Raw genomic sequence first — 26,013 nt, 5'->3', positions numbered from 1 at the left:
AACATATGAATAAATCCACCATAAGAATAGGAACACGAGGAAGCAAACTCGCCCTATATCAGGCTAATCTGGTTAAGTCTAAACTGGAAGAAGCATTTCCCGACAAAACATTTGAAATTGTTATCATATCAACTAAAGGAGATAAGATACTGGATGTTGCCTTGTCGAAAATTGGTGATAAAGGATTATTTACCAAAGAGCTGGAGCATGCTCTGTTTAATGACGAAGTAGATATGTGTGTTCATAGCCTGAAGGACTTACCTACTGTTTTTCCTGAAGGTGCGCAGCTTGGTGCAATTCTTAAGAGAGCTGAATACAAAGACGCCTGGGTTAGCAAAGATGGAATTTCGCTGGAAGACATGGATGAGTCACACACCGTGGCAACATCAAGCCTGCGACGTATTGCCCAGGTTCACCGCATAAACCCCAAAGTCAAAGTCGTTGATATACGTGGTAATGTAGATACACGCCTTAAAAAAATGAATGACGGACATTGCGATGCCATGGTAATGGCTGGCGCAGGTCTTATTCGCCTTGGCTATAATGATGCAATAACTCATCTTTTTGAGGCTGATTATTTTGTTTCAGCCTGCGGACAGGGAGCAATCGCTATTGAGATCAGAGAAAACGATAAGGCTATTGATTCCATTGTTAAGCAACTTCATTGCGAAACAAGTTACCAGCAGATTACTGCAGAACGCAGCTTCCTCAATGAGCTGGAGGGAGGTTGCCAGATTCCTATTGGTGCTTATGCACGGGTTGAAGGTGAGGAACTTCACTTACTTGGGCTGGTGGCAATGCCCGACGGCACTAAAGAATTACGAGCAGAATTGAGTGGAAAAGCTTGCGAGTCAGAGGAAATTGGTCGTAAATTGGCTCAACAAATTGCCCAATCGGGCGGAGTTGAAATTCTGGAAAAAGTTCGGACCTTAAATAATCAGTAGCATGGACCCTTACTCACGACAAACAGCAGTTGTACTAACCCACCCGATGGGTAACGATGATTTACTGTACAAAGGGTTGATGAGTGAAGGAGTCGAAGTTGTATGTGACCCAATGATTGATACTGAGCAGGTAAAGCTCGAAGATGAATGCAAACAGTACCTTTTCCAAAGCCGACGGATAATATTCACGAGTAAACGAGGAGTTGAATACTTCTTTCAGCAAGTAAAACCAGCTGACGTTCTGGATAAGAGCTTTATTTGCATTGGCAAAAAAACAGCCCAGGTACTTGAGAAGCATGGCATGAAACCGTGGTGGGTTTCCGGAGGTCGCACAGCTTCTGATCTCGTTAAAGAACTTCAGCAGGCACATATTCGTCCTGGTGAAAAATGGGTTGGCATGCTGGGAGAACTGGCTGAAAACACATTGGCCGATGGACTGAAAGACGTTTGTGATTTCAAACGCTTCAATGTCTATCGCACCATCATTGCAGAAAAACAAAACGACAAAACTATAACATTGCTTAAATCGCAAAAACCCATGTTGGTTGTTTGCACAAGCCCCTCTTGCTTTACAGGATTTATGAATTTGTATGGCCAATATCTTCATGGTGAAGTTGGCTTTGCATCCATCGGCCCAGCCACTACTAAATCCATGAAGAAAAGAGATATAATACCGGCAGTTATTGCGAGGCTGTCTACTTACGAAGGATTATGGCAAGAAATTAAATTACAATTAAAACCTCAATATCGTTAACTTAAAAAATAGAATATGGCATTTCCTGATACCCGCCTCAGAAGATTAAGATACAACAAGATATTACGTAACATGGTAACCGAAACACACTTACGTGTTGAAGATTTGGTTTACCCTTTATTTGTATGTCCTGGTGAGAATGTTAAGAACCCCATAAGTTCAATGCCAGGCAACTACCAAATGTCAGTTGATGTATTGGTCGAAGAATGTAAAAAAGCTGTTGCCAAAGGCGTTAAAAGTGTTTTGCTTTTTGGTATTCCAGAGCATAAGGATGAGCATGGACATGTAGCCTGCCAGAGCAATGGTATCGTTCAAAAGGCCATTCGCGCTATCAAGGCTGAAATAGATGATATCTTAATTATTGCTGATGTGTGTAACTGCGAATACACTACACACGGACATTGTGGAACAATCATAGACGGTGATGTGGATAACGACAGCACCTTAAAAACTTTGGCCGATCAATCGGTATCCTTAGCTGAGGCAGGTGCTGATGTAATTGCCCCAAGTGATATGATGGATGGCCGTGTTCTTCGCATTCGTAAAGCATTGGATCTGGCTAATTTCGAGAAGATTCCAATCATGTCATATGCCGCTAAATATGCATCCGGATTCTACGGTCCATTCCGCGAGGCAGCTGAAAGTGCTCCCCAGTTTGGTGACAGAAGCACTTACCAGATGAATCCTGCCAACAGCGACGAAGCCATGCGTGAGATCGCTGCTGACATTGAAGAAGGTGCCGATATGGTTATGGTTAAGCCGGCATTAAGCTACCTGGATATTATTTATCGAACCAAGACTGAATTTGAAATGCCAACTGCAGCGTATAATGTGAGTGGTGAGTTCAGTATGGTTAAAGCCGCAGGAGCCAAGGATTGGATCGATGAACAGCGGGTAATGATGGAAGTTCTGCTTTCCATTAAACGTGCTGGTGCCGATATCATTATAACGTATCATGCACTTGATGCTGCCGATATCTTAAACGCGCAGAAATAATCAACAGCAATTTGTCATATACAAAAAGCGATTGATGGACATAAGATGATCAATCTAAGGTCTTGTGTCTGCAATCTTTTATCTGAAAAACAATGAACAATAATAATAGTAAAAACGCCTTCACAAAAGCACAACAAGTAATTCCAGGTGGTGTTAACTCACCGGTACGTGCCTTTAAAAGTGTTGGAATCGATCCAATTTTCGTAAAGAAAGCCAAAGGAACAAGCATCTGGGATATTGACGATAATGAATATACCGACTTTGTTGCTTCATGGGGACCGCTTATTCTCGGTCATGCACATGATGACGTTCTGGCAGCAGTAAGCAATGCTGCGGCCAACGGTACAAGTTATGGCGCTCCTACCGAGATTGAAACTGAAATGGCAGAGCAAATTGTTAAAATGGTGCCTTCCGTTGAGAAAGTTCGCATGGTTAACTCAGGAACAGAAGCTACCATGAGTGCGATCCGACTTGCCCGTGGTTATACTAAACGTGAATTGATCATCAAATTTGCCGGTTGTTACCACGGACATGGTGACAGCTTTTTAATAAAAGCCGGTTCAGGTGCCATAACACTAGGCTTACCTGATAGTCCAGGTGTGACCAAAAGTACTGCAAAAGATACGCTAACTGCTGATTACAACAACATCGAATCAGTGTGCAAACTTTTTGAAGAACATCCTGAGCAAATTGCAGCTGTTATTGTTGAACCTGTAGCAGGTAATATGGGTGTTGTACCTCCGGCTGAAGGATTTTTACAAGGCCTGAGAGAATTGACTCAAAAGAATGGTGCACTGCTAATTTTTGATGAAGTTATTACAGGTTTCCGTTTGGCTAAAGGTGGAGCCCAGGAATACTTTAATGTTATGCCTGACCTGACAACCATGGGTAAAATAATTGGTGGCGGATTACCGGTAGGTGCATATGGAGGTCGTAAAGAGATCATGGACATGCTGGCCCCTATTGGTCCGGTATACCAGGCAGGTACTTTATCGGGTAATCCTTTAGCAATGGCAGCTGGTTTAACTGCCTTAAAAAAACTGGATGAAACACCTAATGCCTATGAAGATCTTGAGAAAAAGGCTGCCTTTGTAGAAGCTGGCTTACGTCTAAACGCTAAAGAATTGGGTATGAACGTGGTATTAAACCGCGTCGGATCAATGATGACAGCATTTTTTACTGATGCTAACCAGGTAAGTTCATTTGATGAAGCTATGACTTCTGATACTTCACAGTATGCAGAATATTTCAAAAGCATGGTTGAGAATGGTTTATACATCGCTCCATCGCAATTTGAGTGTTTGTTTATATCCATAGCACATACGGAAGAGGATTTAGAAAAGCTGATCAAAGGAAACCGTAAAGCATTAGAGGCAATAAAATAATAATTGTGTCCGGTGCTCAGTGACCGGTGCCTGATGAATGCAGGTACTATACACTAAGCACCAAGCACTGAGCACGAATAACTATGAATAATATTTTTCTGGATACAATACACGGCAAAAAAACTGAACGTCCACCTGTATGGTTTATGCGACAGGCAGGACGCGTTTTGCCAAACTACCGAGCACTTAAAGAAAACTACACTTTCTCTGAGTTGATGGAAGATCCTAAACTGGCTGCAGAGGTAACGCTAATGCCCATTTATGATCTTGGTGTAGACGCTGCAATTCTGTTCTCAGACATCCTTGTTGTTCCTGAGGCACTCGGCATGAAACTTAAGTTTACTGAGGCAGGTCCTGAATTTGGTGCTCCACTGCATACCTTTGATGATCCGGTAAAGCAGTTAAGCAAAGACATGAGTAAGCTGACACATGTTTATGCTGCCATTGACAAGATTATAGAGACCCGACCGGAAGGAAAACCTTTAATTGGTTTTTGCGGTGGTTTACTGACAACTTTCTGTTTTATGTTCCGCGACAATGTAAGGGACATCACCTTTAAGAATGCTACTGAGTTTCTTTACAAAGACAGAAAAACGAGTCAGAAGATAATTGATGCTCTGGCGGAGGTATCTGTTGAATATGCCTTAACACAAGTTGAGCATGGCGTTGAAGCATTCCAGTTATTCGAGACATACGGAGGTTTATTACCTGAAGATCTATACCTGGAGCTGTTTCTACCAGCCTCAAAGAAGATATTGAACGCTGTCCGTGACAAAGGAGTACCTACCATATACTTCCCTAAAGATCTGGGCAATGGCATTAAGGAAATCAATAAAGATGTTGCAGACTTTGTTGGTATTGACTGGCGCATGAACCTTGATCATGCGCGTGAGATCGTTGATCCTGAAGTAGGCTTACAGGGTAATCTTGATCCACGCCTGCTTTATGCTTCTCAGCCAGAGATTGAAAAAGTACTGAATGAGAAATATCTGCCCTTCGGACGAGATAATCAGAAATGGATCTTCAACCTTGGTCATGGCATTTTACCTGATCTTCCTGTTGAAAATGTGAAGTTTGTTATTGACTGGGTACAATCAGTTGATTGGGGAAGAAAATAAATTCGAATGATTAGTAATAAATAGTTACTGCATAATGAGCAAAATGCAGTAACTGTTGTTTACCTATTACAATCACTGATCATTTACCACTAACAATTAATCTTTATAACAATGTTAGAATTTGATAGAAATCTGCTGGAAAAATATAATATAGCCGGACCTCGATACACGAGCTATCCGCCTGCAACATTTTTTCATGAGGAGTATGGCAATGAGAATTACAAAGAGAGTGTGATTCTATCAAATGATGAAAAACCGGAGAGTGTATCCGTTTATGTGCACATCCCTTTTTGCCCGCAGTTATGTACTTTTTGCGGATGCACCACATATACAGGCATGGGACAAAGTACTATTGAGAAGTACATTGATGTGCTGATCAAAGAAATTGAACTGGTATCGAAGGATGTATCAAAAGACCGTAAGCTGACACAGGTTCACTGGGGCGGTGGAACTCCTAATGCTATTTCAGCTGATTTGATCAGAAAGGTAACCGATACAATCAAAGCCAACTTTAATTTTGCCGACGAATATGAAATGGCCATGGAATGCAGTCCCGCTTACCTCGACTACAACATGGTAGATCAATTACGCGACATGGGCTTTAACCGCATCAGCCTGGGTATTCAGGACTTCAAAAAGGAAGTATTGACAGCCATTAATCGACGTCCGGCCAAAGTACCGGTTAAAGACATGATAGCTTATCTTAAGAAAATCGGGTTTTCAGGAATTAACCTTGACCTGGTTTATGGCTTGCCTTTTCAGACACGCGATAGTTTTAAGGAAACTGTAGCGGAAGCATTGGAAGCCAATCCTGATCGTTTGGTTACATTCTCATATGCCCACATCCCGCAGGTAATAAGCCGACAGCGAATGCTTGAGCAATATGGTTTGCCAACACCTGATGAAAAGATATCGATGCTTGAAGATGCCTACAACATGGCCATAGAAGCCGGTTATGTGGCCATTGGAATGGATCATTTTGCAAGGCCTGATGATGAGTTTGCCATTGCCCTCGAAGAAAAGAAATTACATCGTAATTTCCAGGGATATTGCACCCGTGAAACAACCGGACAGGTATATGGCTTTGGAACATCAAGCATCAGTCAGTTATTCAACGCCTATAGCCAGAACGAAAAGACAATCAAAAAATACATGGAGCGTGTTGAAGCCGATGGAAGAGCAGTTGTCCGTGGGTATCGACTAAATCAAAAGGAGCAAATTGTACGCCAGGTAATTAATGAATTAATGTGTAATTACTACGCAGACTTCAAACAAATTGCCAGAGACTTCTCTGTAAGTATTGACGATGTATATACGGCTGTTGAGTTTGCCGAAGAAAAAGTGCAGTCATTTATAAGTGATGGCTTATTAACAATTAAAAACGATGCGTTTACTGTTGTTGGACAGGGACGTTACGTTATACGGAATATTGCAATGGCTTTTGACCCGGCTTTGAAAAAAGGTAAGGGACAATATTCAAAAACCGTATAAAGAACAAGACAATTAGATATTGAAAGCTCTCCATTTTTGCGAGAGCTTTTTTTATGCACTTACTATAATTCTAATCCTCTAGCCTAAACCTTTTTATTTACATATCATAAACCATTATTCGCCATGTTACATCGAGCTGAACAGAAATACTTTAGTTCTCTAACATTCAGCCACTATGCAAAAATTAATAAATAAAGCCATATTATTACAAACCATTTAAGCAATTATCCGTAGAGGTCTTCTGAAACTTTAATTAATATATCATTCTATTATGTTATTTCTTATATAATAACATAATAAACAGAAGCAAATACTATGAATAAATTAAGATTACTGACCTTAGTCTTTATAAGCGCGCTTACATTATCAGTTGCTGCCACTAATGGTTATTACTTTATTGGCTTTGGAACCCTCAGTAAAGGAATGGGAGGCACTGGTGTTGCCTACTATAAAACATCACTTATTGGAAACAACCCTGCAGGCCGTGTACACCTTGGTAAACAATTTAATGTGTCAGGAACCCTGCTATTTCCAACAACGAGTTACAATGTTATTGGTAACCCAAGTGGTATTGACGGCACCTTGCCACTTGCTCCGGGTAAAGTGGAGAGTGATATAAAATTACTATTTATTCCAAACCTTGGTGCCAACTGGCAACTGAACGAGAAAAGTGCATTCGGTGTATCAGTTTATGGAAACGGACTCTCGTGCGAATACCCGACTCAAACATACTGGGACCCAAGCAGTGAAACAACAGATATCACTTACTACCAGATCTATATAGACCCGTCGTATTCATACAAGATCAATGAGAAGCATTCGATTGGTTTTTCGGCCATGATATTAAGTCAGATGTTCGAAATCAACGGCATGAACACTTTTGCAGCTCTTTCCTCTTCTCCTGAGAATGTATCGGGAAATGGAGCTGATCTGAGCTTTGGCATTGGCGCCAAAATTGGTTACCTGGGCGAGTTATTTGACGGGTTTTACCTGGGTGCGACTTACCAGACACGTGCGTATTCAAGCAAACTTGACAAATACGAAGGACTGCTGGCTGAGCAGGGAAGCATGGATGCACCATCGACCTGGACCATTGGAATAAACTATGAGATTAGCGACAAGTGGAGAGCCCTCTTTGATGTTCAGCAGATCAATTACAGCGAGGTTAAATCACTGAGTAATAAATTTCTTTCACAAGGAGCATTAGGCGCAGATAATGGACCGGGTTTTGGCTGGGAAGACATGACCGTGTTCAAGTTTGGTACTGAATACCAGGTTAACGAAGGCCTGGCTTTAAGAGCCGGATATGCCTTTGGTGAAGAGCCGGTGCGTGAATCGGAAGTGTTCTTTAATATTATGGCCCCCATGGTACATAATCAACACTTCACAATTGGCGCAACTAAAGGAGTGGGCAATAACGGTAATGCCATTAATATGGCGCTTACCTATGCCCCGTCAAATTCCATGAAAGCTGCCAGTCCAATGGACCCGGCTCAACAAATTGAGCTTGATCTGGAATTATTTGAGTTAGAACTGAGTTTTACATTCTAGGCTATAAAGAATAGTTCGAGTCATTATATACGTTGATCAGCTTATGCTGATTCTTGCCAGGTATCATTTGCATGTATGGATACCTGGCATTTTTATTCCACATCATCAATAGCGTTAAGCATATTTAGCGTCCAAATCTGAGCCGCACACCACAATTAAAGAACCAGAACTCATCCTCATTAAAATAGTTTTGATAAGTCACGCCAATAATCGGCGATAAATGAAAATTACCCTTTTGCATCATCAGATAATCAGCCGTAAACTTAAATTCCTGGCGGTAACGCTCACTGTTTCTCCTAAAGGTCCATCGATAATTAGCTGTGAGCTTAAGCTTCCGTTCTAAAAGACACAGGTCAAAGCCAGTTGAACTCTCGGCATAAGTTGTTTGGGGTGAAAAAAGCGAAGTAAAACCAATACCATAATTCGCTTTAAAATTCCTGATGGGCACCCTTAGTATTAACACTTGCCAGTCAAGCGATTCTAAACTGCCGGTATAGTCATGCAAAACATGATAGCGCAATTCACTCGCATAGATTCCCCAATTTCCTCTTAGAGTAGGATTTAAAGTTAATTCGCTCAGGTTAGTGCCATAATCTAAAATAGCTTCAAGAGATACTGTATTAGGATATCTATTTTCATTTTGCAGTACATTTCTCTGAGCTTCTATACTGGCCCAGGCCACACAACTGGCAATACCGTTGGCAATTTCGGTCATTAGGTAATCATCATCAGAACTCCTGTTATAAGATGTCCGGCTTTGTGTGGAATAAGATGAGCTTTTGGTATCACTCCTGACCTTGCGTTTTATATCACTTACCTGAGCATTAGAGAGCCCGGATATAAGAATGATAACCAACAGAATAGTTGGCTTTAAAAAATTAAGATTCATAAGTATAGGTTAAAGTTGAATTCAATAGTATGACAAATAACTTGTTCACAACACGGTTATTTTGTTACAATCATCTGATGCTTAAAGGCTGATAAGAAATTAAAGCTTCGCCATTTTAAAGGGGCTTGCAAGTGGAAAAAAACCACTCTTCGACCTAATTTCTCAACCATTCTGCCTATCTTGTGTTTAATCTTTTGACAGAAAAGAATAACTAATTCGCACAGTTTATATGAAGGGGATTTTATTAGTGAATATGGGTGGGCCTCAGTCCTTGAGCCAAATGCGCCTGTTCCTTAAAAATATGTTTAGTGATAAATATATACTGCCATTGCCTTTTGGCTTAAGGCAATTTGTAGCCAATATGATTGCTAAAAAGCGCCATCCTGAGTCGTGGAAAAAATATCAGCTAATTGGTGGAACGCCTATTATCAGACACACCGAATCGGCGGGTAAAGCGTTGGCAGAAAGCACTGAACTGCCGGTATATACAGCATATTCATACACACCTCCCTTCATTGCAGATGTTTTGAAGAAAATGTCAGACGATGGCATCTCAGAGATAGATGTACTGACAATGTATCCTCAGGCGAGTGATACTACCACCACATCGGTTTTTTCCGATGTTAAAAAAGCAATGAAGCATTTGAACGGAATTAAAATACGCGAAATATGCGATTACAGTGTTCATCCAACCTTTTTAGAATATTGGAAAACACTTATTGAAGAGCACATCAGTAAGCAAGGTATTGAAAATCCCCTGCTTCTGTTTACGGCACATGCCATCCCTATGTATGGTGTTAAGCGTGGCGATAAATATCCCGACACGGTACGCCATATGGCCAAACGACTGGCCGATATATTGAACCGTCCTTATGAAGTGGCTTTTCAGTCTAGGGTGGGTCCTGTTAAGTGGGTTGGTCCTGACACCGACGACTATTTAGAGGAACTGGTAGCTGCAGGGCAAAAGAACGTGGTGCTTATACCTGTTAGCTTTACCACCGAATGCCTTGAAACGGTTTATGACCTAAACATAAAACTGGTTGATATTTATAAGAAGGATAAACGTGTGGAACATATCTCAAGAGTAGAGATACCGGTGGCACATCCATTATTTATTGAAACTCTCAAACGCATTGTTCATGAGTAGGAATCACTATCCTGTTATTATACTTGGGGCCGGTGTAACAGGATTAACACTGGCTCACCACCTCAATAAAGAGGGTATCGGATTTAAGGTAATTGAAAAGAATGACCGTCCAGGAGGTGTTGTACACACCCAAAGCGAGAAAGGTTTTGTTTATGAATCAGGACCCAACTCAGGCATAATATCGCACCCAGAAGTGGTAGCGCTTTTTGATGAACTTGGCGATGCCATTAAAATTGAAAAAGGCAATGACCTGGTGAAGATTCGTTACGTTTTAAAAAATGGGGAATGGCATGCACTTCCACATAGTCCCAAATCGGCCATTTCAACTCCCCTTTTTACGCTTAAGGATAAATTCAGAATACTGGGCGAACCCTTTAGAAAGAAAGGCAATAACCCTGATGAGACATTGGCGGAACTTGTGAAGCGCCGTATGGGAGACAGCTTTTTAGATTATGCCATCGACCCTTTCATTCTGGGCATATATGCAGGTGACCCTGCCCAATTGGTCACGCGTTATGCCATGCCGAAACTTTACAACCTGGAACAGAACTATGGCAGTTTTATTGGTGGTGCACGCAAAAAAGCTAAAGAACCTAAAACTGACCTGGAAAAACGAACCGATCGTTCAGTGTTTTCTATTGAAGGCGGCTTAAGTAACCTGACTGCAGCTTTGCTGGAAAGTGCAGGAGCTGAACATTTCTTGTTTGGAGCCGATAATGTAACTGTTGAACTTCTTGATCAAGGCTATAAAGTATCCTACTCTGTTAATGGCAATAACGAAAGCATAACGAGCGACAAGATCGTGACGACCTTTGGCTCCGTTGGCCTTAAGGATACACTGCCGTTCATTAATCAGCAACAAATGGATCACCTCACCAATCTTAAGTATGCAAGAGTGGTTGAAGTGTCCCTGGGTTTTGACCAATGGAATGGTCGTGCTCTGGATGGTTTTGGAGGTCTGATACCTCACAAAGAAAAGCGTGATCTGTTGGGCGTTTTGTTTATGTCATCGTTGTTCAAAGGCCGTGCCCCTGAAGGAGGAGCTTTACTCACCATATTCATGGGAGGTATTCGTAATGAAAAGCTCTGCGACTTAAACGATGAAGATCTAATGCAGGTATTGGAAAAGGAATTTACAGATCTGATGAAAGTACCCGATTTTAATCCGTCAATGGTTAAGATCAAACGTTATTCGCACGCCATCCCACAGTATGGAGCCAATACCGGTGAGCGCTACAAAGCCATTGAAGAGGTGCAAAAGCAATACCAGGGTTTGATCGTAGCCGGCAACCTGCGCGATGGAATTGGAATGGCCGACCGCATTAAGCAGGCAAGCCTTATTGCCAAAGAAATAAGCGAATGAGAGAGCTGATACTGATACTGCATATTATCACCAGTGTGGTGGCTTGTATTTTAACAGGCGTTATTCTTGTGCGCGGTATCGGAGGCTTATACTTTAAGTTCAAGCTAAAAAAACTTGATGTACAACTGCCTTTCTACGCTACAATGCTGCTTTATCTGCAATTTGTTTTAGGAACTATCTTATTCGTCATGTATATGATCGAGTTCTCAAGTGGTGAGATAAATGTATACCAGAATCAGGTGGTAAAAGGTCGCTTTTGGGCTGTTGAACATTTTATACTGATGGTATTTACACTGGTCATAAGCCATATTGGCTGGGTATTTGCCAAAAGTAATCACACACCTAAGCTTATCTTTAAAAAGAATTTTCTTTATTTTGGTATCGCCTGTACAATGATCATGGTATCCATGGTGATGAATATAATCAGGTATGCTTTTTAGTTTCAGAATCCGGACTATTGACATGACCCCGTTCAGTGCTCTTTAGTCGTCGAGCTTTAAGAAATGAAAATACTAATTGTAGAAGACGAACCTCAACTGGCCAATAGTGTTCAGCAATTCATTGTTTCTGAAGGACACACTTGTGAGATAGCTGTCGATCTGGCTTCAGCACTTGATCTTGTGGACAGCTTGTTTGACATCATTATTCTGGACCTCAACCTGCCCGATGGCAATGGTTTGGAAGTAGTTAAAAAAGTGAAGGGAGAAGGAATGCAAACAGGCATTATAATACTTTCGGCACGCGATAGCCTTGAAAACAAAATTGAAGGACTGGAACTTGGGGCTGATGACTACCTGACCAAACCTTTTCAAATGGCTGAGCTCAATGCCCGCCTAAAGTCCCTTGTAAGACGAGTTCATTTCAAAGGTGAAGAGATCATTGAGTTTAATGAGCTAGAGATAACACCCAGCGAACTTTTGGTGAAAGTAAATGGCACACCACTGGACCTCACAAAAAAAGAATTTGATTTACTGGTTTATTTTATTGCCAATAAAAACCGCGTATTAACTAAAACAGGCATTGGCGAGCATATGTCAAAAGACTTCATGGACTATGGCTTTACCGATGATCTGATCTATTCACATATTAAGAATTTGCGTAAGAAACTGATCAAAGCCGGATGCGAAGACTACATTAAAAACGTTTACGGAGTGGGCTATAAGTTTACAGATGCATGATAGGTTATTAGGTCGACAGATAGAATTATAAATGGAAATATAAAAAGCAAACATCATAAATCATAAGTCCAAACATGAAACTATTAACCAAAACCGGATTGAATTTTATCTCAGCCAGTATCTTCTTCTTTTTCATCGGAAGCCTGGGTGGTTACTATTTTATTCGATATGCGGTTAATAAAATGTTTAACAATGAGCTGCTTGAAGCACAGCAACAGGTTGAAAACAACCTTGACCAGGGACTTACTTATGCCGACGTTCGTATTGACACTTTGCAGCTAAGAACTGATGAAACACAACATGCTTTTACCGATACCATTATTCAAAATAAATCAACCGGCAAGTATGAGTTTTACCGAAAACTAAGCTACCTCAAACCTGCACACACACATACCATCCAATATACCGTCATACGCTCTACTGCTCCATCTGATCTAATGGTTATGAAGTTTACCCTGATGCTAACCGTATTTCCGATTCTTTTCTTCCTGATATTATACATGGTCAACAGGGCATCAACAAGGTATTCTCTGACTGTTTTTTACGACACAATCAATAAACTTAAAGCTTTCGATGTTAACAAAGACAATCGTTTAGACCTGATGACTTCGGATATTGATGAGTTTGAACAGCTCAACGAGGTGTTTAATGCCATGGACAAAAAAATAAAAGAAGACTACATTCGTTTGAAAGAGTACACTGGCAACACATCGCACGAGTTACAAACACCACTGGCTATTATTAATGCCAAATTAGATGAGCTGATACAGGCGGATAATTTAACTGAAGAACAAATCAAAACCATTGCCGGCTTAATTGAAACAACCAATCGACTGTCGAAGACCAACCAGGCATTAATATTTCTGGCAAAACTTGACAATCGCGTCTTTTCTGATGCGGTACCGGTTAATTTTAATGAGTTAATACGCCAACAATTAGAAAACCTCGAACCATTGATTGATGAAGCAGGTCTGCAGGTTGAAGTCATTTCATCAAGCCAGCTAAGCTCGACCATGAATATGTCCCTTGCTCATACCTTAACGCTCAATTTATTAAAGAATGCGATCAGGCATAATGTCAGCGATGGCTTCATCAAAATACGATTTGATCAAAACATTCTACAAATAACAAATAGTGGACTTCCGGTGACCTATGAGCCTGAGAAACTATTCGGCAGGTTTCAAAAAAACAGCCAACACCCGCAATCGCTGGGCATTGGCCTTTCTATTGTAAAACGCATCTGCGATATTTCCGCTATTTCCATCAGTTACCACCAACATGCTAATGAGCACATTTTTGAACTGACATTCTAAATCAAATTGCACCTATTGATACCAAGGGCAACAACATGCACAGTTATTAATAAGTCGATAATGCTTTTCGTAATCCCTCAAAGCGGTTCTCGTAATCTTTAATGGAAAGTTTAATCACTTCCTTAGCTTCTTCGGCACCATAAACATGTGTTATCTCTGAGTCATTGCTTAGTCCTGGCATATCTTTATAAGTCAGGAAATAGTGCTTTAATCGCTTAATCACCATTTCAGGCATATCATTAATGTCCTTGTATTCGCCGTAAACCACATCATTTTTAAGGACCGATATAATTTTATCATCGGCCTGATTACCATCCAGCATTCGAAATCCACCGATCGGGATCGCCTGCGCCAATACATCACCGTGGGGAATATCTTTCTCGGTCAACACAAGAATATCCAAGGGATCGCCATCACCTATGATATCTTTCTTGCCCGATTTTTCGGCACAATACTTACCTACCAGTTTTCCACAATATGTCTGAGGAATAAAGCCGTAAGGTGCAGGTACAACATTGGAATACTTCTGCGGCCTGTCTATACGCAGGTATCCACTTTCCTTATCTACCTCATACTTAATTGTATCTGTTGGCACCACTTCAATAAAGCAGGTTAGTATTTCGGGGCACTTATCGCCTATGTCAACCCCATGCCACGGGTGCGATTTATATCTTAATCCCATCAGGCGTCCTATAGGGTCCATTAAGCTATTTGATGTCATAAGTTTCTTTTTTTAGTTGATTTTGGATTAGTAATACAACAACACGAAGTAAAAGAATGTTTTAACCAGTGTTGATGATTATTGTCAACTCTACCCATGATAGTTGATGCTTCATCGTTAGGCAACAATCAAGCACCCCAGTTAGACCTGTCCAAACTTCTGTATTGAACAGCCTCGGCAACATGATGCGATTGTATTGTATCGCTTTCTTCCAAATCGGCTATTGTTCGCGATACTTTTAAAATACGGTCATAGGCACGGGCCGACAGATCAAGCTTTTCCATGGCGCTTTTCAGTATTCGCATGCCTGCCTCATCGGGCATGGCATATTGGCTAAACAGGCGACTGCTCATTTGCGCATTACAGTGGACGCTTTCATTGTCCTTAAAGCGGTCAACCTGAATGCGGCGTGCTTTCATGACACGGTCACGTACGCTAATGCTGTTCTCTGACGGAGGCGCCTCTGCCAGTTTATTGAAAGGAACAGGCACGACTTCAATATGCAGATCGATACGATCCAATAAAGGACCTGATATTTTGCTCAGGTACTTTTGCACAACGCCGGGACTGCAAACGCATTTCTTTTCAGGATGATTAAAGTAACCACATGGGCAGGGATTCATTGATGAAACCAGCATAAAACTGGCGGGATAATCAATTGTAAAACGGGCACGTGATATACTAATACGCCTGTCTTCCAAAGGCTGACGCATCACTTCAAGTACTGTTCGCTTAAACTCAGGCAACTCATCGAGAAACAGCACACCATTGTGAGCCAATGATATTTCACCGGGTTGCGGAAATGAGCCTCCACCAACCAAAGCCACGTCAGTGTAACTATTTTTATATGCGGACGTATAATTAATCAAAATTAATTTAATATGAAATCCTGTGTAATTTATTCAAGAGTATCAACGGAAGTACAAAATAATAAATCTCAAATTCAGGACCTAAGGGATTATGCTAAGTATATGAAATTTAAAATCCTTGGTGTATATGAAGAGAAGGTTTCAGGCACAACTAATGCTACTGAAAGACTTGCGTTTAAAGAATTGATGGATTACGCAAAGGGTGGACAGGTTGATAATATTCTAATATGGGAACTTAGTCGCTTAGGTCGCAACCTTAAAGATATCCTCAAAACCGTAGATATACTGACAGAGAAGCGAATTAATGTTTACGCTAAGAAAGAAAACATTAATACTCTCAATGATGATAAATCGGTAAATAATACTGCGCAAATGCTTTTGGGTATTATGGGAAGTGTTGCCCAATACGAAAGAACAACAATTACTGAACGAAGTAAAAGGGGGTTGCACTACCATTTAAAGTCCGGAGGTTCATTTAGTTTACCACCTTATGGATATAAGAGTGAATCGGGTAAGTTGTGTATAGATAAGAATGAATCTGAGGTGGTTAAGGATATCTATGATTATTTTATAAATGGCATGGCGTCACCTTCAATAGCTAGACGCCTCAATAACGATAATATCCCAACGAAAAAAGGGGTTAAATGGAGTGATACCCAAATACGTGAAATACTTCATAATTCAGCTTATCATGGAAAGAGAAAGTATGTTTTTGGTGTTGTTGACATACCCGCCATTATCGATGAGGTGACATATATAAGAGCGAAACAAATTTTTGATAAGAATTTAAATTTAAATAATGATAAAGCTATTTTTGTTAACTACCTGAAGGGACTTGTTAAGTGTGGTAAGTGCGGGTTAAGTTATTATCAGCATGCAAGAGCATCGAAGAGGGACTTCGCATATAAATGTATGTCCAATCGATATAAAGTAACAGGGCAAACATCCAAAGTTTGTGGAAATTATGGTATCAACATAAATCTGTTAAACAGTTTTGTTTACTTGTCAATTTGGTCACTACTAATTGAATATTCAGAGAAGGTAACAGTTGGGGATGTAATGATTCCTAAGATGAAACAGAATACCATTAAGGTTGATTCAATAAAAAAGGATATCAAAACATTCAAGAAGCACATTAACAGCAGTAGTAAGAAATTAACAAAGTTAACAGACCTATTATTGAGAAGTGTAATTAGGGAGGACCAATATGTTGAACAAAAAATTGCGATTGAAGAGGCAATCGATAGAGACACGAAAAATTTACATGACTCAATGATTGTATTGGAGAAGTTGAAGAGTGATAGTAGAAGTGCCACGTATATTACGGGATTAGGTGAGTACCTTGAGAAAATGAATAAAAATGGCACTCAATCAGTTACAAATTGTCATTCTATGAAAACTCAAGAGTATGAAACATTTATAGATACTTTAATAACTGATATTTATATTCATGGGAATAACAAAGATACTTGCATTATGGAACAAGTTCCTACTATTCACCATGAGAAAATAACAAAGGTTGTAGTTAGGAATATATACAAGGAATACACATACTATACAGTGAAGGGAATTAAGCAATACAGCTATGAACTAATTAATGGTAAACTTCATAAAGTGTCCTTAGTTAAGGATGTAATGCAGTAGTTGTGGCGTTACCCCCTCCCCCCTATCTTTGAATAACACATCCCGGTGAGGGTGGTGGGTATCCTGATTTACTGTGAACATGATAAGGACCAGTACTATAGTAACAGGGGTGATATGTAGAAAACTATTTAAGTAAAATAATATTACTTAAATTAAAAATTATAAAAAAATATAATACCGGAAAGTGATTTTAACGGTATTTATTATAGGATTCGGTTTATGATTATGGGTGCATTTTGTTTTGACAGGTGCATCCATAATTTAACAGTAATCCATAAAAATAACTTAAAGGCTGAGAAGAAACTAAAATAATATCGAAGAACAGCCAAAATTGCCGAATACCATGTTTAATAAACAAAAAATACTGGCTCATAGGAGGTCAGTAAGTGAAAACTAAATTAGAAAATGACCTATTAAAAGTCAGAGATAAAACAATCTTTCATCATTTAGGGATTAAGGATTGTAAGAATAAGTTGACATCGTACCCAAAAAACCTATATAACAATACGTTTTTAGTATACGATAAAGATGCTGTATATGGTGTAGATAAATTACATCTTACTTTCAAAATTACTAATCGCACTAATTTCCGATTTCAAGAGGTTTTTGTTTCGAATACACCTTATGCCGTAAATGATGAAATTACTCTTATACCAAATCACAAAGGAGGCGTTAGTTACTATTATTCATTCTCAATATTCATTGATGATGTTCACGTTGGTTATCTACACACCTCTCATACTAGAAGCAGGAGAAACTGCTTAATGGAGGTTGATAATCAAATCTTATATGAGCAATCGAGCATATGGATACTTTCCTCAATTCTAAAGGTTTCGAGAGTGTTAAGGCTTAACTTTAACAATGTCTCACGATACGAAATTTATAGAGACGCCAATGATGGTGCTTATGAAAGGTTATCTGATGTATTTTATCAATCAGACCAATGTAATAATGCTGTGCATAAAATTAGCGGTAAAGACATTAGGTACAAGTTAGCGAGTAAAGCTTCAATTTGGGATTTTCCGAACGAATTTGATAAGAATACAGGCGAATTTATAAGTGGGAAAAAAGATAGTGATATACGGTTAACGGTTTACCCGAAATCATTAGAAATACGAGAGCATAAGATGAGAAAACAGTATATCGACAAAATGCATCACTCCACATTCAACACAACCAATTGCAAAGTAGATAGAGTTGAGGTTAAGGTTTCGTCAGGTGCGTTTTCAAAAACGGGTATAATTGGGAAAAACGGATTAGACCTATTCGATTTATTGAATCCTAACGAACTTCCACAGTTATTTCACCAGTTATTAGGTGACAGGTTAACTTTCAATGATGTTACAACACGCCATTATAACAAGTCTAGAAATTTAAAATACGACAAAATTCGCATAGTGCCGGAATTAAATAGTGGTGATGTTAAACTAAACACTGTTAAGGTTAAGAGTATCGATAAAAGATTTTCACACGATAAGAACGTTAACCAACTTAAATTCATGATAAATAATTTCCTAGATGGAAATGTTGAATTCAGTGCGCTAATATATTTCGTATGGAAGAATTCAAGGAGTGGAAAACTACAAATCGAAAATTTAGATAAAGCAATAAACACTGTTAAAAGAAATCACAAGAACTTAATAACTGAATCAGAATGGGAGAAGTTATCCAAGTTGAAGGATTTCATTGGGGTTGGATTGTTTCAATTTAATTTTCTTAAATTCATGTGTTACCTAGGTGTTGCCTAACTATAGTATCGTTTGTTATGGTCTGTGGCGGAGCCACAGGCCAACAAACACTAAATCTTCATCTAATGGATAATAAGACTCTAGACCAGCGAAGAAGGAATATGCAAGCGATAAAATCTTCTCACACGGTGATTGAAGAACTACTTGCTAAGGAACTTTGGAGAAGAGGATATCGGTATCGAAGAAATAATAAAAAAATCTTTGGCAAGCCGGACTTTACGTTTACAAAATACAAAGTTGCAATATTTGCAGATAGCGAATTCTTTCATGGTAAAGATTGGGAAACAGCAAAGCACAAAATCAAAACAAATAAAGAGTTTTGGCATAAAAAAATTGAGTCGAATATTAGAAGAGATGATGAAGTTAATCAGTACCTAACAAATCAAGGATGGAAAGTTTTGCGCTTTTGGGGGTGTGATATTAAGAATAATTTACAATTTTGTGTAAATGACATAATCGAAGTTATAAATTCCCAAAAAGCAAATGGCACTACTTAGTTATATTCGAAGAAACCGAAAGCTTGTACCACAAATAAATAAGGATGAAGCTTTATGTGAGATGTTGAACGGTAATTTACCGGAAGGTGACACCTCATTAATTACACTTTTCAAAGAACTTGACAATACTATTAAGGCAGAAGATGCCAACGTAAAAGATGGTGCACTTAATAATGCTCATGGCGATTGGTATGAATATCTATTAGGAATAGCATCTTGGAATTTATTCGTAAGTGGAGACGCAGCTAATTTGGCGCTAATTCTCCCAAACATTAGGCAATTCGATGTAGCGACCTTATATAATGAAGAATTTTGTAATATTATTTATGACTTGCGTGAGAAAATTGTAGCTAGTACCGATGTTGAACTAATAACTTCAAATCCTGATTTTGTAATTGTTAGCGGTGATGTAGTAAGGCAAAGAGTTTCAGAATTTGAACCAATAACGGAACTTACAACTGAGAACCTGAATTTCATTTCGTCATTGTATCAAAGTTTCGTTAATAGTTGTGGTTTTGACGATATCATAGGTTATATCGGTGTTAAGGCTTCTTTACGTCCTGATAGAAGGTTGCAATTACCACATGAGGGTAGTTTAATGAAAGCAATTTATGTACACCTTCAAACACGAAACTGGATTATAGACCCTAAAGGATTGAAATACTACGCAATTTCACGCAGTATCAATGACTCTGATAGGAAAGCGCTAAGAACAGTTGCAACACATTCCATTACAACTGTCCACAATGAACCACAAGCGGCAGTTGATGAGGTTTATGCAGTTGATTCGCTTAACTCTGCAACAGATGTTTTGTCAAGAATACTAAACTGATTCACATTGTTTAGTTGAAGTAATAGCGCCTTACCAATTGCCTCTGCTAGTAACGGGGGGACTGCATTACCTATTTGTCGTCCTCCACTTGCTAATGTTATATCTTTCTTTGGGTTAGCAACTTTAAATGTCCACTCATAAGGAAATGATTGTAATGCCGCCAGTTCGATAGTATCCAATCCTCTGTTCTCATTAGGGTGTATGTATCGACCTTTAGAAGGATTATATGCCGCAGTTCTAATTGTAACTGAAGGTGCGTCTGATTTTAATCTACCAAACGTATCATCGCCTTGATGTTTTCCGTTCTTCCAACAATTTGGGCGAAGGTCCAAAGGGATTGACTTAAAATTCTCACCTTGCTGCACATATTTCATTCTGTCCTGCACTGGTTGTGATATATTCATCACCGTATAATCTTTCCTCTTCTTATAGTTCTTAGGAAGCTTCTTAAATGCACGTTCAACAGTTACCCACTTCGATAACGTTTTAACGTCCACAGTGCTCTTATTTACACCTATATAATCATTTATAGAGTTTAGATTACCTGAAAAATGGGTAGGTAATGGAAAAGCCGGGTTATCGACACCTTGCAAACCAATAAGGAAGAATCTTTTTCTGGTTTGAGGAACGCCATAGTCGGCAGAATTGAGAATTGCATATGAAATACCGTAACCAAGACCTTTGAAGTTTTCTAACATGTAATTAATTACATCAGAATGCTTTTTTTGAGTAATTCCTGAAACGTTCTCAAAAATAAAACCTTTAGGTCTTAAATCCCTAACGAACCTAACAAACTCAAGAAATAAATCGCCATTCTTTTTGTCGTTTTTTCCTTCTTTCTTGCCAATGTTTGAAAAAGGTTGACACGGTGCACCTCCAACCACTAAAGATAAATTGTCAGCAGATTCTCCTAAAATATCCTTTACTTCCTGTGTAGTAACTTCTCTAATGTTTCCGGCTTCACGCTGTGTAAGTTCATTATTAACTTTTAATTCAGTACTTTCAATAACATGCCAATCTGGACGATTATGTTTTAATGTTTCTCTACAGTGACTGTCATTTTCAATACATACACTAGTGCTAAATCCAGCGTCTTCCAAACCGATATCCATACCTCCTGCCCCTGTAAATAAACTAACTACGGGGAATGATTTATTGTCTTTTACTGGGTTAAAACCATTAATATCGATAAAAGTAGCGTTTGTACCTTTCTTTGTGTAAATCATCTTATCCATGTTTCTGTACGGCATTATTCAGTTCAAGAGGTTCTGTTACTAAGTCTGGTGAAATATCTGGTACGAAATGCTTGCAACCGATAGCATTTAAGCACTGAATTAAGAAAGTAGCACTAAATGTACCTCGACTAATTTTAGAATCGATACTTGATTTAGTCTCTGTAACTCCCACTCTATCAAGAAGTACAACAAGTTGTTCGTTCGAAATTCCTCGCCTAACTAGTTCAGATTTCAATAATCTCTTAGCTTTGTTATTCCAATAGGCATTACTCATGACAGCGTAAAAGTGCAATTATATTTGCATATATGCAAATTAATTGGCGTTAATGATGAATAATTTGTGATTTATGCGAATGGTATTGTGAGTGTTTACGAATGTTATCGTGCGTGGTTTTAATTGCACCTTATGTAGTCTTTAAACGTACCATAACTACCCCTTAAAGCTTACAGAGATAGGGTAGTTAGTTATTTGTAATTATATTAATCATTGATTATCTGCGAATTAAAAAATAAACGCATGGGGTACACGGCAATTTCTTAGCAATTTTTGTATATTTATGCCGCATTTAAAAATATTGCTACTTCACTTATCGTATGATGCGGACTCCTGAAGGGACGTTGGGTAATTAGTGCCGTATCATTACCGGTCTTTCCCGCCACCGAATGTATCTTGGTAGTTTCTAAAGCCTCATCCAAAGTTAAGGGCGGCAGAATACTTGCCAGCCGCTTGGCCAACATGGACTTCCCCGCTCCGGGAGGTCCTATCATTATTATGATATAAATTTTAATTACTACGCCTATTATTCATACATTTAAGAAAACTTTTAAGGTATGAATGATTGTATTCTTTATCTCCGTGTCTCTACAGATTCCCAAGATTATACCTCACAAGAGGAATCTTTAAGACAATATGCAACTGCCCTTAACTATAATGTAGTTAATGTATTTGCAGAGAAGGTATCAGGATATTCACCTGATGCAGAACGTATACAGTATGAAGAAATGAAAGACTTTGTACTAGAGAATAATATCAAAAATATTCTTGTTTGGGAACTATCCCGATTCTCTAGGTCTGCCCTACGTTCCTTAAATGAAATAGAGGACTTCACCAAGAAGGGTATCAATATCTACTTCAAGAAGGATAATCTAAATACTTTGGAAGGCGGTCTAATGAATCAGATGGTAATTACCATACTTTCATTTATGGCTGAGTATGAAAGGAACACCTATATAGACCGAAGTATAAGAGGTAGAAGATATTCAGCAAGTCAAGGTAAATGGTCTGGTCTTGGTGTAGCTCCTTATGGTATTGAAAGAACCAAAGATGGATATATCGGTATCAATGAAGAAGAAGCTAAATGGGTTATCCAAATGTATGAATGGAGAAAGGAAGGTAAATCTACTAGATGGATAGCCAACCAATTAGATTCATTAGGGGTTGAAACAAGGAACAGTAAAAGAGGTAGAAAAAGAACTACTGTTAATGGTGATATATCAATCCAATGGGGTAAGAATACGATTACTAAAATACTTAAGTCACCACTTTATAAAGGAGAAAGACATTATTCAGGTCAAGTCATTAAGATACCTTCAATAGTAAATGAATCATTATGGGATGAAGTTCAAAATACATTTAAGGAGAATGAAGGATATTTCAATAAGGAATCTAAATACAAGTATCTAGTAAAGGGTAAAATATCTTGTGGCTGTTGTGGTCTATCTTACTTATCAAGAACTGATATGAGGAATGGTAATCCTAGTTCATATTATTTCTGTTCAGGTAGAAAGGATAAACAAATCAAATGTAAGAATGGTCAATTCAGTTCTAAGGTGATTGATAGAGTGACAAGATTTGTTTTTATGGGTGTACCTGAATTCATTGATGAATATTGGGATAGAAAGAAAGAATCATTTGATTTAGATAGTAAACTTTCACAGATTGAATACTTCAAATCTCAGGTTGAAGAAAAGGAATCATTAAGAAAGAAGTTACTTGGATTTTTTACCAAAGGATTAATTCAAGAATCTGAGTTTGAAGAACAAATAGGGTCTGCCAATATGTCAATAAAGGAATTTAAATCTGATATTGATAAGATTGAAAATGAGATAAAAGTTTTCAATGATGGTATGAACACAGAAATTGAATTAGTTGGTTCTAAAGAAGACCAGGAGGAAGTAATAAAATCAATGATTGAAAGAATCAAAATATGGAGAATTTCAGATTTTGATTTTGACAAAGAGGTGAAGAGAATCAAAAAGTTAGAGTTGAAAAATAGGGTTGGTGATAAGAAAGATGATTACTCAAATTGGAAGGAACCAATCCCAACCAATGGTAATGATAAATTGGGGTATATGGAAATCAAGTTAAAGGGAATAGACACTCCGTTTAAGACCGTATTCTCAACCGTAACTGATAATATAATCGTTTCACATTACTTGGATATAAATAACTAAGAGTACGTGTTTAAAATCTTGTTTGTCTATTTACAATAATTATATTTGTTATAACCTAAACAAAACAGATGAACAACGAAATTACTATTAGATTTGGTGGAGATAACCACATTAAATTACAGACTCTCACTGAATTTCTTGAACATTACAATAACATTCTGTATAAAATCAACGAGGAAGTTGGGTGTGCAAAAGATGATTTAGTAATTCAAGTATTCCCTCCAGAGGCTGGTAGTTTTAAGATAAAGATATCGCCAGAGTATCAAACAGCTATTTTAAATACATTAAGTGCGATTGTATCAGGTTCATTCGTTGTTCTGTTTACCCTTTGGGTAACCAAGAAAGATGGTAAGACTTTTACTTTTGACGAGGTAAAAGAAATTGTCAAGATGGTACAAAAGGAAGATGAAGAAAAAGTTACCCCTATCGTATATAATACGTACAACAACATCGAGGTTAAGCAATCAATTAATCAATCCTTCAAGGTGGTTTCAAATGACGGCACTATTCAGAGTATAGATATTACTAAAGAGGGTACTACTATAATCGATGTTTCAAGAAATGAGTTCGAGGATTTGGTTATTGACGACATTGAGTTACAAGAAATTGAAGCTATTCCAGAAGAAATTATGGAAGATGAAGAAGTAATTATTGTAATTAAAACGATTCATTTTGAAGGAGGTGCAAAATGGGGTTTTATTTGGAGGGGTTATGAAATAAAAGCATATGTCAGAGATGAAAATTTCCTGAATAGACTAAACAATGAACCATTCAGGAGAGGTGACCAATTAAGAGTTAAATTAAGAAAAAGAAAAACATTTGATGAAGGTCTAAATACCTATGTTGTAGACCAAAAGAGTTATCAAATATTAGAAGTAATTGAACACATTTCTAAACCAAACCAAGGCAAGTTAGAATTATAATATGTATGACACAACAAACCCTCTATTTAAGGAGGGTTTGTTATTTATGAGGGTATTATTTTTCTTCTTCCTTAGACTCTTCCTTCTTCTCCTTTTTGGGAGGAATGATAGCAGTAAGTTTTTTTATTTCAGCCTTAATAGAATTTACCTTACTCTTATAATCATCACCAAGCTTAAGACCTGATTCCTTCATCTTCTTACCAAGCCCCATTAACCTATTGAGTTCGATATTTCTTTCTCTTAATTCTAGTCTTGCCTTAGAGATTTGAGAACGGTTAATGTAGTTTAATACTCTCTCTACTGTTTCCTGAGAAGGGTTAGACTTTGCAAATTCCTCGATTGTTTTAAAAATTTTGGTTACCATCTTGTAATTGTTTAAATGAATAATTGATTGTTTTTAAATACATAGCTAATGAACAGAATCCCTTTTAGTTACATACGCTATCAATCAAGAGAAATAAAATCTTTAACGGTAGTTGATGATTAAGAAATAAGAAACCCTGTTCCATAAGGCACAGGGTTCTTTTCAATAGATTGCTATTCGTTGTTTTAAGACGATTCGATAATGTTCCTTTATCTTATCATCTAACATCCTTATAGCTTTCCACTTGTTTTGGTCACTTACAGCTATTTTAATTGATTTGGATATCAACCATTTTAGATAGCTTATCCCAACTAACTTTATGCTTATCATACTTCGATGGGTCTTTATAAATGTTATACAGTTTCATTAACTCAGTGAGTTGTAAATCAACTAATGTCACTCCTTTCCACATCATATGGGCAGGCATATCATCTTCATCTTTATGTGATGTTTTATACCAAGGATGAATAATTGTTTGACGTCAAAACTTATTGGACAAATTGAAGCTTAAAATTAAGAGATACTTTTAGTTCTACAAACAGCTAAATCATGATGATAATGATGAGCTGTTGGAACTGTTGTAAACTCAAAGAGTTT

General features: G+C 38.2%; 25 protein-coding genes. 18 read left to right on the top strand and 7 right to left on the bottom strand.

Features of this window, described 5'->3' with window-relative positions; genetic code table 11:
• Nucleotides 1–5: 5 nt before the first annotated feature.
• The 7 genes from hemC (at nt 6) to ACRD69_RS22040 (ending at nt 8,239) form a co-directional block, all read left to right on the top strand.
• The gene (hemC, locus tag ACRD69_RS22070; protein WP_430817328.1) at nt 6–944 is read left to right on the top strand and encodes a hydroxymethylbilane synthase; all 939 of its coding nucleotides are present in this window, start codon (nt 6–8) and stop codon (nt 942–944) included.
• Nucleotide 945: 1 nt separating this feature from the next.
• Nucleotides 946–1,698 (top strand): uroporphyrinogen-III synthase, encoded by a 753-nt coding sequence (locus ACRD69_RS22065; protein ID WP_430817327.1) that lies wholly within the window; start codon nt 946–948, stop codon nt 1,696–1,698.
• Nucleotides 1,699–1,713: 15 nt separating this feature from the next.
• Nucleotides 1,714–2,694 carry a porphobilinogen synthase gene (gene hemB / locus ACRD69_RS22060; protein ID WP_430817326.1) on the top strand — a complete coding sequence of 327 codons (981 nt, stop codon included), beginning with the start codon at nt 1,714–1,716 and terminating at the stop codon, nt 2,692–2,694.
• A 92-nt stretch (nt 2,695–2,786) separates the two neighbouring features.
• Nucleotides 2,787–4,079, top strand: coding sequence for a glutamate-1-semialdehyde 2,1-aminomutase (gene hemL, locus ACRD69_RS22055; protein WP_430817325.1), 1,293 nt, complete (start codon nt 2,787–2,789; stop codon nt 4,077–4,079).
• A gap of 83 nt (nt 4,080–4,162) precedes the next feature.
• A complete protein-coding gene (hemE, locus tag ACRD69_RS22050; RefSeq protein WP_430817324.1) occupies nt 4,163–5,197 on the top strand; it encodes a uroporphyrinogen decarboxylase in 1,035 nt (344 codons plus the stop codon).
• A gap of 111 nt (nt 5,198–5,308) precedes the next feature.
• The gene (gene hemN, locus ACRD69_RS22045) at nt 5,309–6,688 is read left to right on the top strand and encodes an oxygen-independent coproporphyrinogen III oxidase (protein ID WP_430817323.1); all 1,380 of its coding nucleotides are present in this window, start codon (nt 5,309–5,311) and stop codon (nt 6,686–6,688) included.
• A gap of 315 nt (nt 6,689–7,003) precedes the next feature.
• Nucleotides 7,004–8,239, top strand: coding sequence for an OmpP1/FadL family transporter (locus ACRD69_RS22040; RefSeq protein ID WP_430817322.1), 1,236 nt, complete (start codon nt 7,004–7,006; stop codon nt 8,237–8,239).
• A 124-nt stretch (nt 8,240–8,363) separates the two neighbouring features.
• On the opposite strand, the gene ACRD69_RS22035 is transcribed toward ACRD69_RS22040, so the two are convergent.
• Entirely contained in the window at nt 8,364–9,128 is a 765-nt protein-coding gene (locus tag ACRD69_RS22035; protein WP_430817321.1) for a hypothetical protein, read from the bottom strand.
• Nucleotides 9,129–9,357: 229 nt separating this feature from the next.
• Here ACRD69_RS22035 and hemH point away from each other — a divergent pair, with 229 nt between their 5' ends.
• From hemH to ACRD69_RS22010, 5 genes are all read left to right on the top strand, one after another.
• Nucleotides 9,358–10,275: a ferrochelatase gene (gene hemH, locus ACRD69_RS22030; RefSeq protein WP_430817320.1), complete on the top strand. Its 918-nt coding sequence runs from the start codon at nt 9,358–9,360 to the stop codon at nt 10,273–10,275.
• Nucleotides 10,268–11,638: a protoporphyrinogen oxidase gene (hemG, locus tag ACRD69_RS22025; protein ID WP_430817319.1), complete on the top strand. Its 1,371-nt coding sequence runs from the start codon at nt 10,268–10,270 to the stop codon at nt 11,636–11,638. Before hemH ends, hemG begins: the two co-directional genes overlap by 8 nt.
• The gene (locus ACRD69_RS22020; RefSeq protein WP_430817318.1) at nt 11,635–12,078 is read left to right on the top strand and encodes a hypothetical protein; all 444 of its coding nucleotides are present in this window, start codon (nt 11,635–11,637) and stop codon (nt 12,076–12,078) included. Before hemG ends, ACRD69_RS22020 begins: the two co-directional genes overlap by 4 nt.
• Before the next feature lie 63 nt (nt 12,079–12,141).
• A complete protein-coding gene (locus ACRD69_RS22015; RefSeq protein ID WP_430817316.1) occupies nt 12,142–12,816 on the top strand; it encodes a response regulator transcription factor in 675 nt (224 codons plus the stop codon).
• 74 nt (nt 12,817–12,890) lie between these two features.
• The gene (locus tag ACRD69_RS22010; protein WP_430817315.1) at nt 12,891–14,129 is read left to right on the top strand and encodes a sensor histidine kinase; all 1,239 of its coding nucleotides are present in this window, start codon (nt 12,891–12,893) and stop codon (nt 14,127–14,129) included.
• 46 nt (nt 14,130–14,175) lie between these two features.
• Here ACRD69_RS22010 and ACRD69_RS22005 read toward each other — a convergent pair whose 3' ends face one another.
• Nucleotides 14,176–14,850 (bottom strand): inorganic pyrophosphatase, encoded by a 675-nt coding sequence (locus ACRD69_RS22005; protein WP_262325560.1) that lies wholly within the window; start codon nt 14,848–14,850, stop codon nt 14,176–14,178.
• Nucleotides 14,851–14,978: 128 nt separating this feature from the next.
• Complete coding sequence (locus tag ACRD69_RS22000) at nt 14,979–15,719, bottom strand: YifB family Mg chelatase-like AAA ATPase (RefSeq protein ID WP_430817313.1); 741 nt, start codon at nt 15,717–15,719, stop codon at nt 14,979–14,981.
• 12 nt (nt 15,720–15,731) lie between these two features.
• On the opposite strand from ACRD69_RS22000, the gene ACRD69_RS21995 reads away from it, so the two are divergent.
• The 4 genes from ACRD69_RS21995 (at nt 15,732) to ACRD69_RS21980 (ending at nt 20,440) form a co-directional block, all read left to right on the top strand.
• Nucleotides 15,732–17,363, top strand: coding sequence for a recombinase family protein (locus tag ACRD69_RS21995; RefSeq protein WP_430817312.1), 1,632 nt, complete (start codon nt 15,732–15,734; stop codon nt 17,361–17,363).
• A gap of 386 nt (nt 17,364–17,749) precedes the next feature.
• On the top strand, nt 17,750–19,111 hold the full coding sequence (locus ACRD69_RS21990) for a hypothetical protein (protein ID WP_430817310.1): 1,362 nt from the start codon (nt 17,750–17,752) through the stop codon (nt 19,109–19,111).
• Nucleotides 19,112–19,176: 65 nt separating this feature from the next.
• The gene (locus ACRD69_RS21985; protein WP_430817309.1) at nt 19,177–19,608 is read left to right on the top strand and encodes a very short patch repair endonuclease; all 432 of its coding nucleotides are present in this window, start codon (nt 19,177–19,179) and stop codon (nt 19,606–19,608) included.
• The gene (locus ACRD69_RS21980) at nt 19,595–20,440 is read left to right on the top strand and encodes a Cfr10I/Bse634I family restriction endonuclease (protein WP_430817308.1); all 846 of its coding nucleotides are present in this window, start codon (nt 19,595–19,597) and stop codon (nt 20,438–20,440) included. The genes ACRD69_RS21985 and ACRD69_RS21980 overlap by 14 nt, the downstream gene beginning before the upstream one ends.
• Here the strand turns inward: ACRD69_RS21980 and ACRD69_RS21975 are convergent.
• From ACRD69_RS21975 to ACRD69_RS21965, 3 genes are all read right to left on the bottom strand, one after another.
• On the bottom strand, nt 20,383–21,666 hold the full coding sequence (locus tag ACRD69_RS21975) for a DNA cytosine methyltransferase (RefSeq protein WP_430817307.1): 1,284 nt from the start codon (nt 21,664–21,666) through the stop codon (nt 20,383–20,385). The two genes, ACRD69_RS21980 and ACRD69_RS21975, sit on opposite strands and share 58 nt — an antisense overlap.
• Before the next feature lies 1 nt (nt 21,667).
• Nucleotides 21,668–21,949, bottom strand: a complete 282-nt coding sequence (locus ACRD69_RS21970; protein WP_430817306.1) for a DUF6471 domain-containing protein — start codon at nt 21,947–21,949, stop codon at nt 21,668–21,670.
• Between the two features lie 281 nt (nt 21,950–22,230).
• Nucleotides 22,231–22,443, bottom strand: a complete 213-nt coding sequence (locus ACRD69_RS21965; protein ID WP_430817304.1) for an ATP-binding protein — start codon at nt 22,441–22,443, stop codon at nt 22,231–22,233.
• Nucleotides 22,444–22,506: 63 nt separating this feature from the next.
• Here ACRD69_RS21965 and ACRD69_RS21960 point away from each other — a divergent pair, with 63 nt between their 5' ends.
• On the top strand, nt 22,507–24,129 hold the full coding sequence (locus ACRD69_RS21960; protein ID WP_430817303.1) for a recombinase family protein: 1,623 nt from the start codon (nt 22,507–22,509) through the stop codon (nt 24,127–24,129).
• 68 nt (nt 24,130–24,197) lie between these two features.
• The gene (locus ACRD69_RS21955; RefSeq protein WP_430817302.1) at nt 24,198–25,052 is read left to right on the top strand and encodes an LAPAL motif-containing putative phage structural protein; all 855 of its coding nucleotides are present in this window, start codon (nt 24,198–24,200) and stop codon (nt 25,050–25,052) included.
• 55 nt (nt 25,053–25,107) lie between these two features.
• Here the strand turns inward: ACRD69_RS21955 and ACRD69_RS21950 are convergent, their stop codons facing one another.
• Nucleotides 25,108–25,416 (bottom strand): hypothetical protein, encoded by a 309-nt coding sequence (locus ACRD69_RS21950; protein ID WP_430817301.1) that lies wholly within the window; start codon nt 25,414–25,416, stop codon nt 25,108–25,110.
• Nucleotides 25,417–26,013 lie beyond the last annotated feature (597 nt).

It is taken from the genome of Carboxylicivirga agarovorans, from assembly GCF_050589845.1.
Taxonomy (GTDB): domain Bacteria; phylum Bacteroidota; class Bacteroidia; order Bacteroidales; family Marinilabiliaceae; genus Carboxylicivirga; species Carboxylicivirga agarovorans.
The sequence above is the reverse complement of the archived record's forward strand: the minus strand, read 5'-3'. Positions and strand labels throughout refer to the sequence as shown.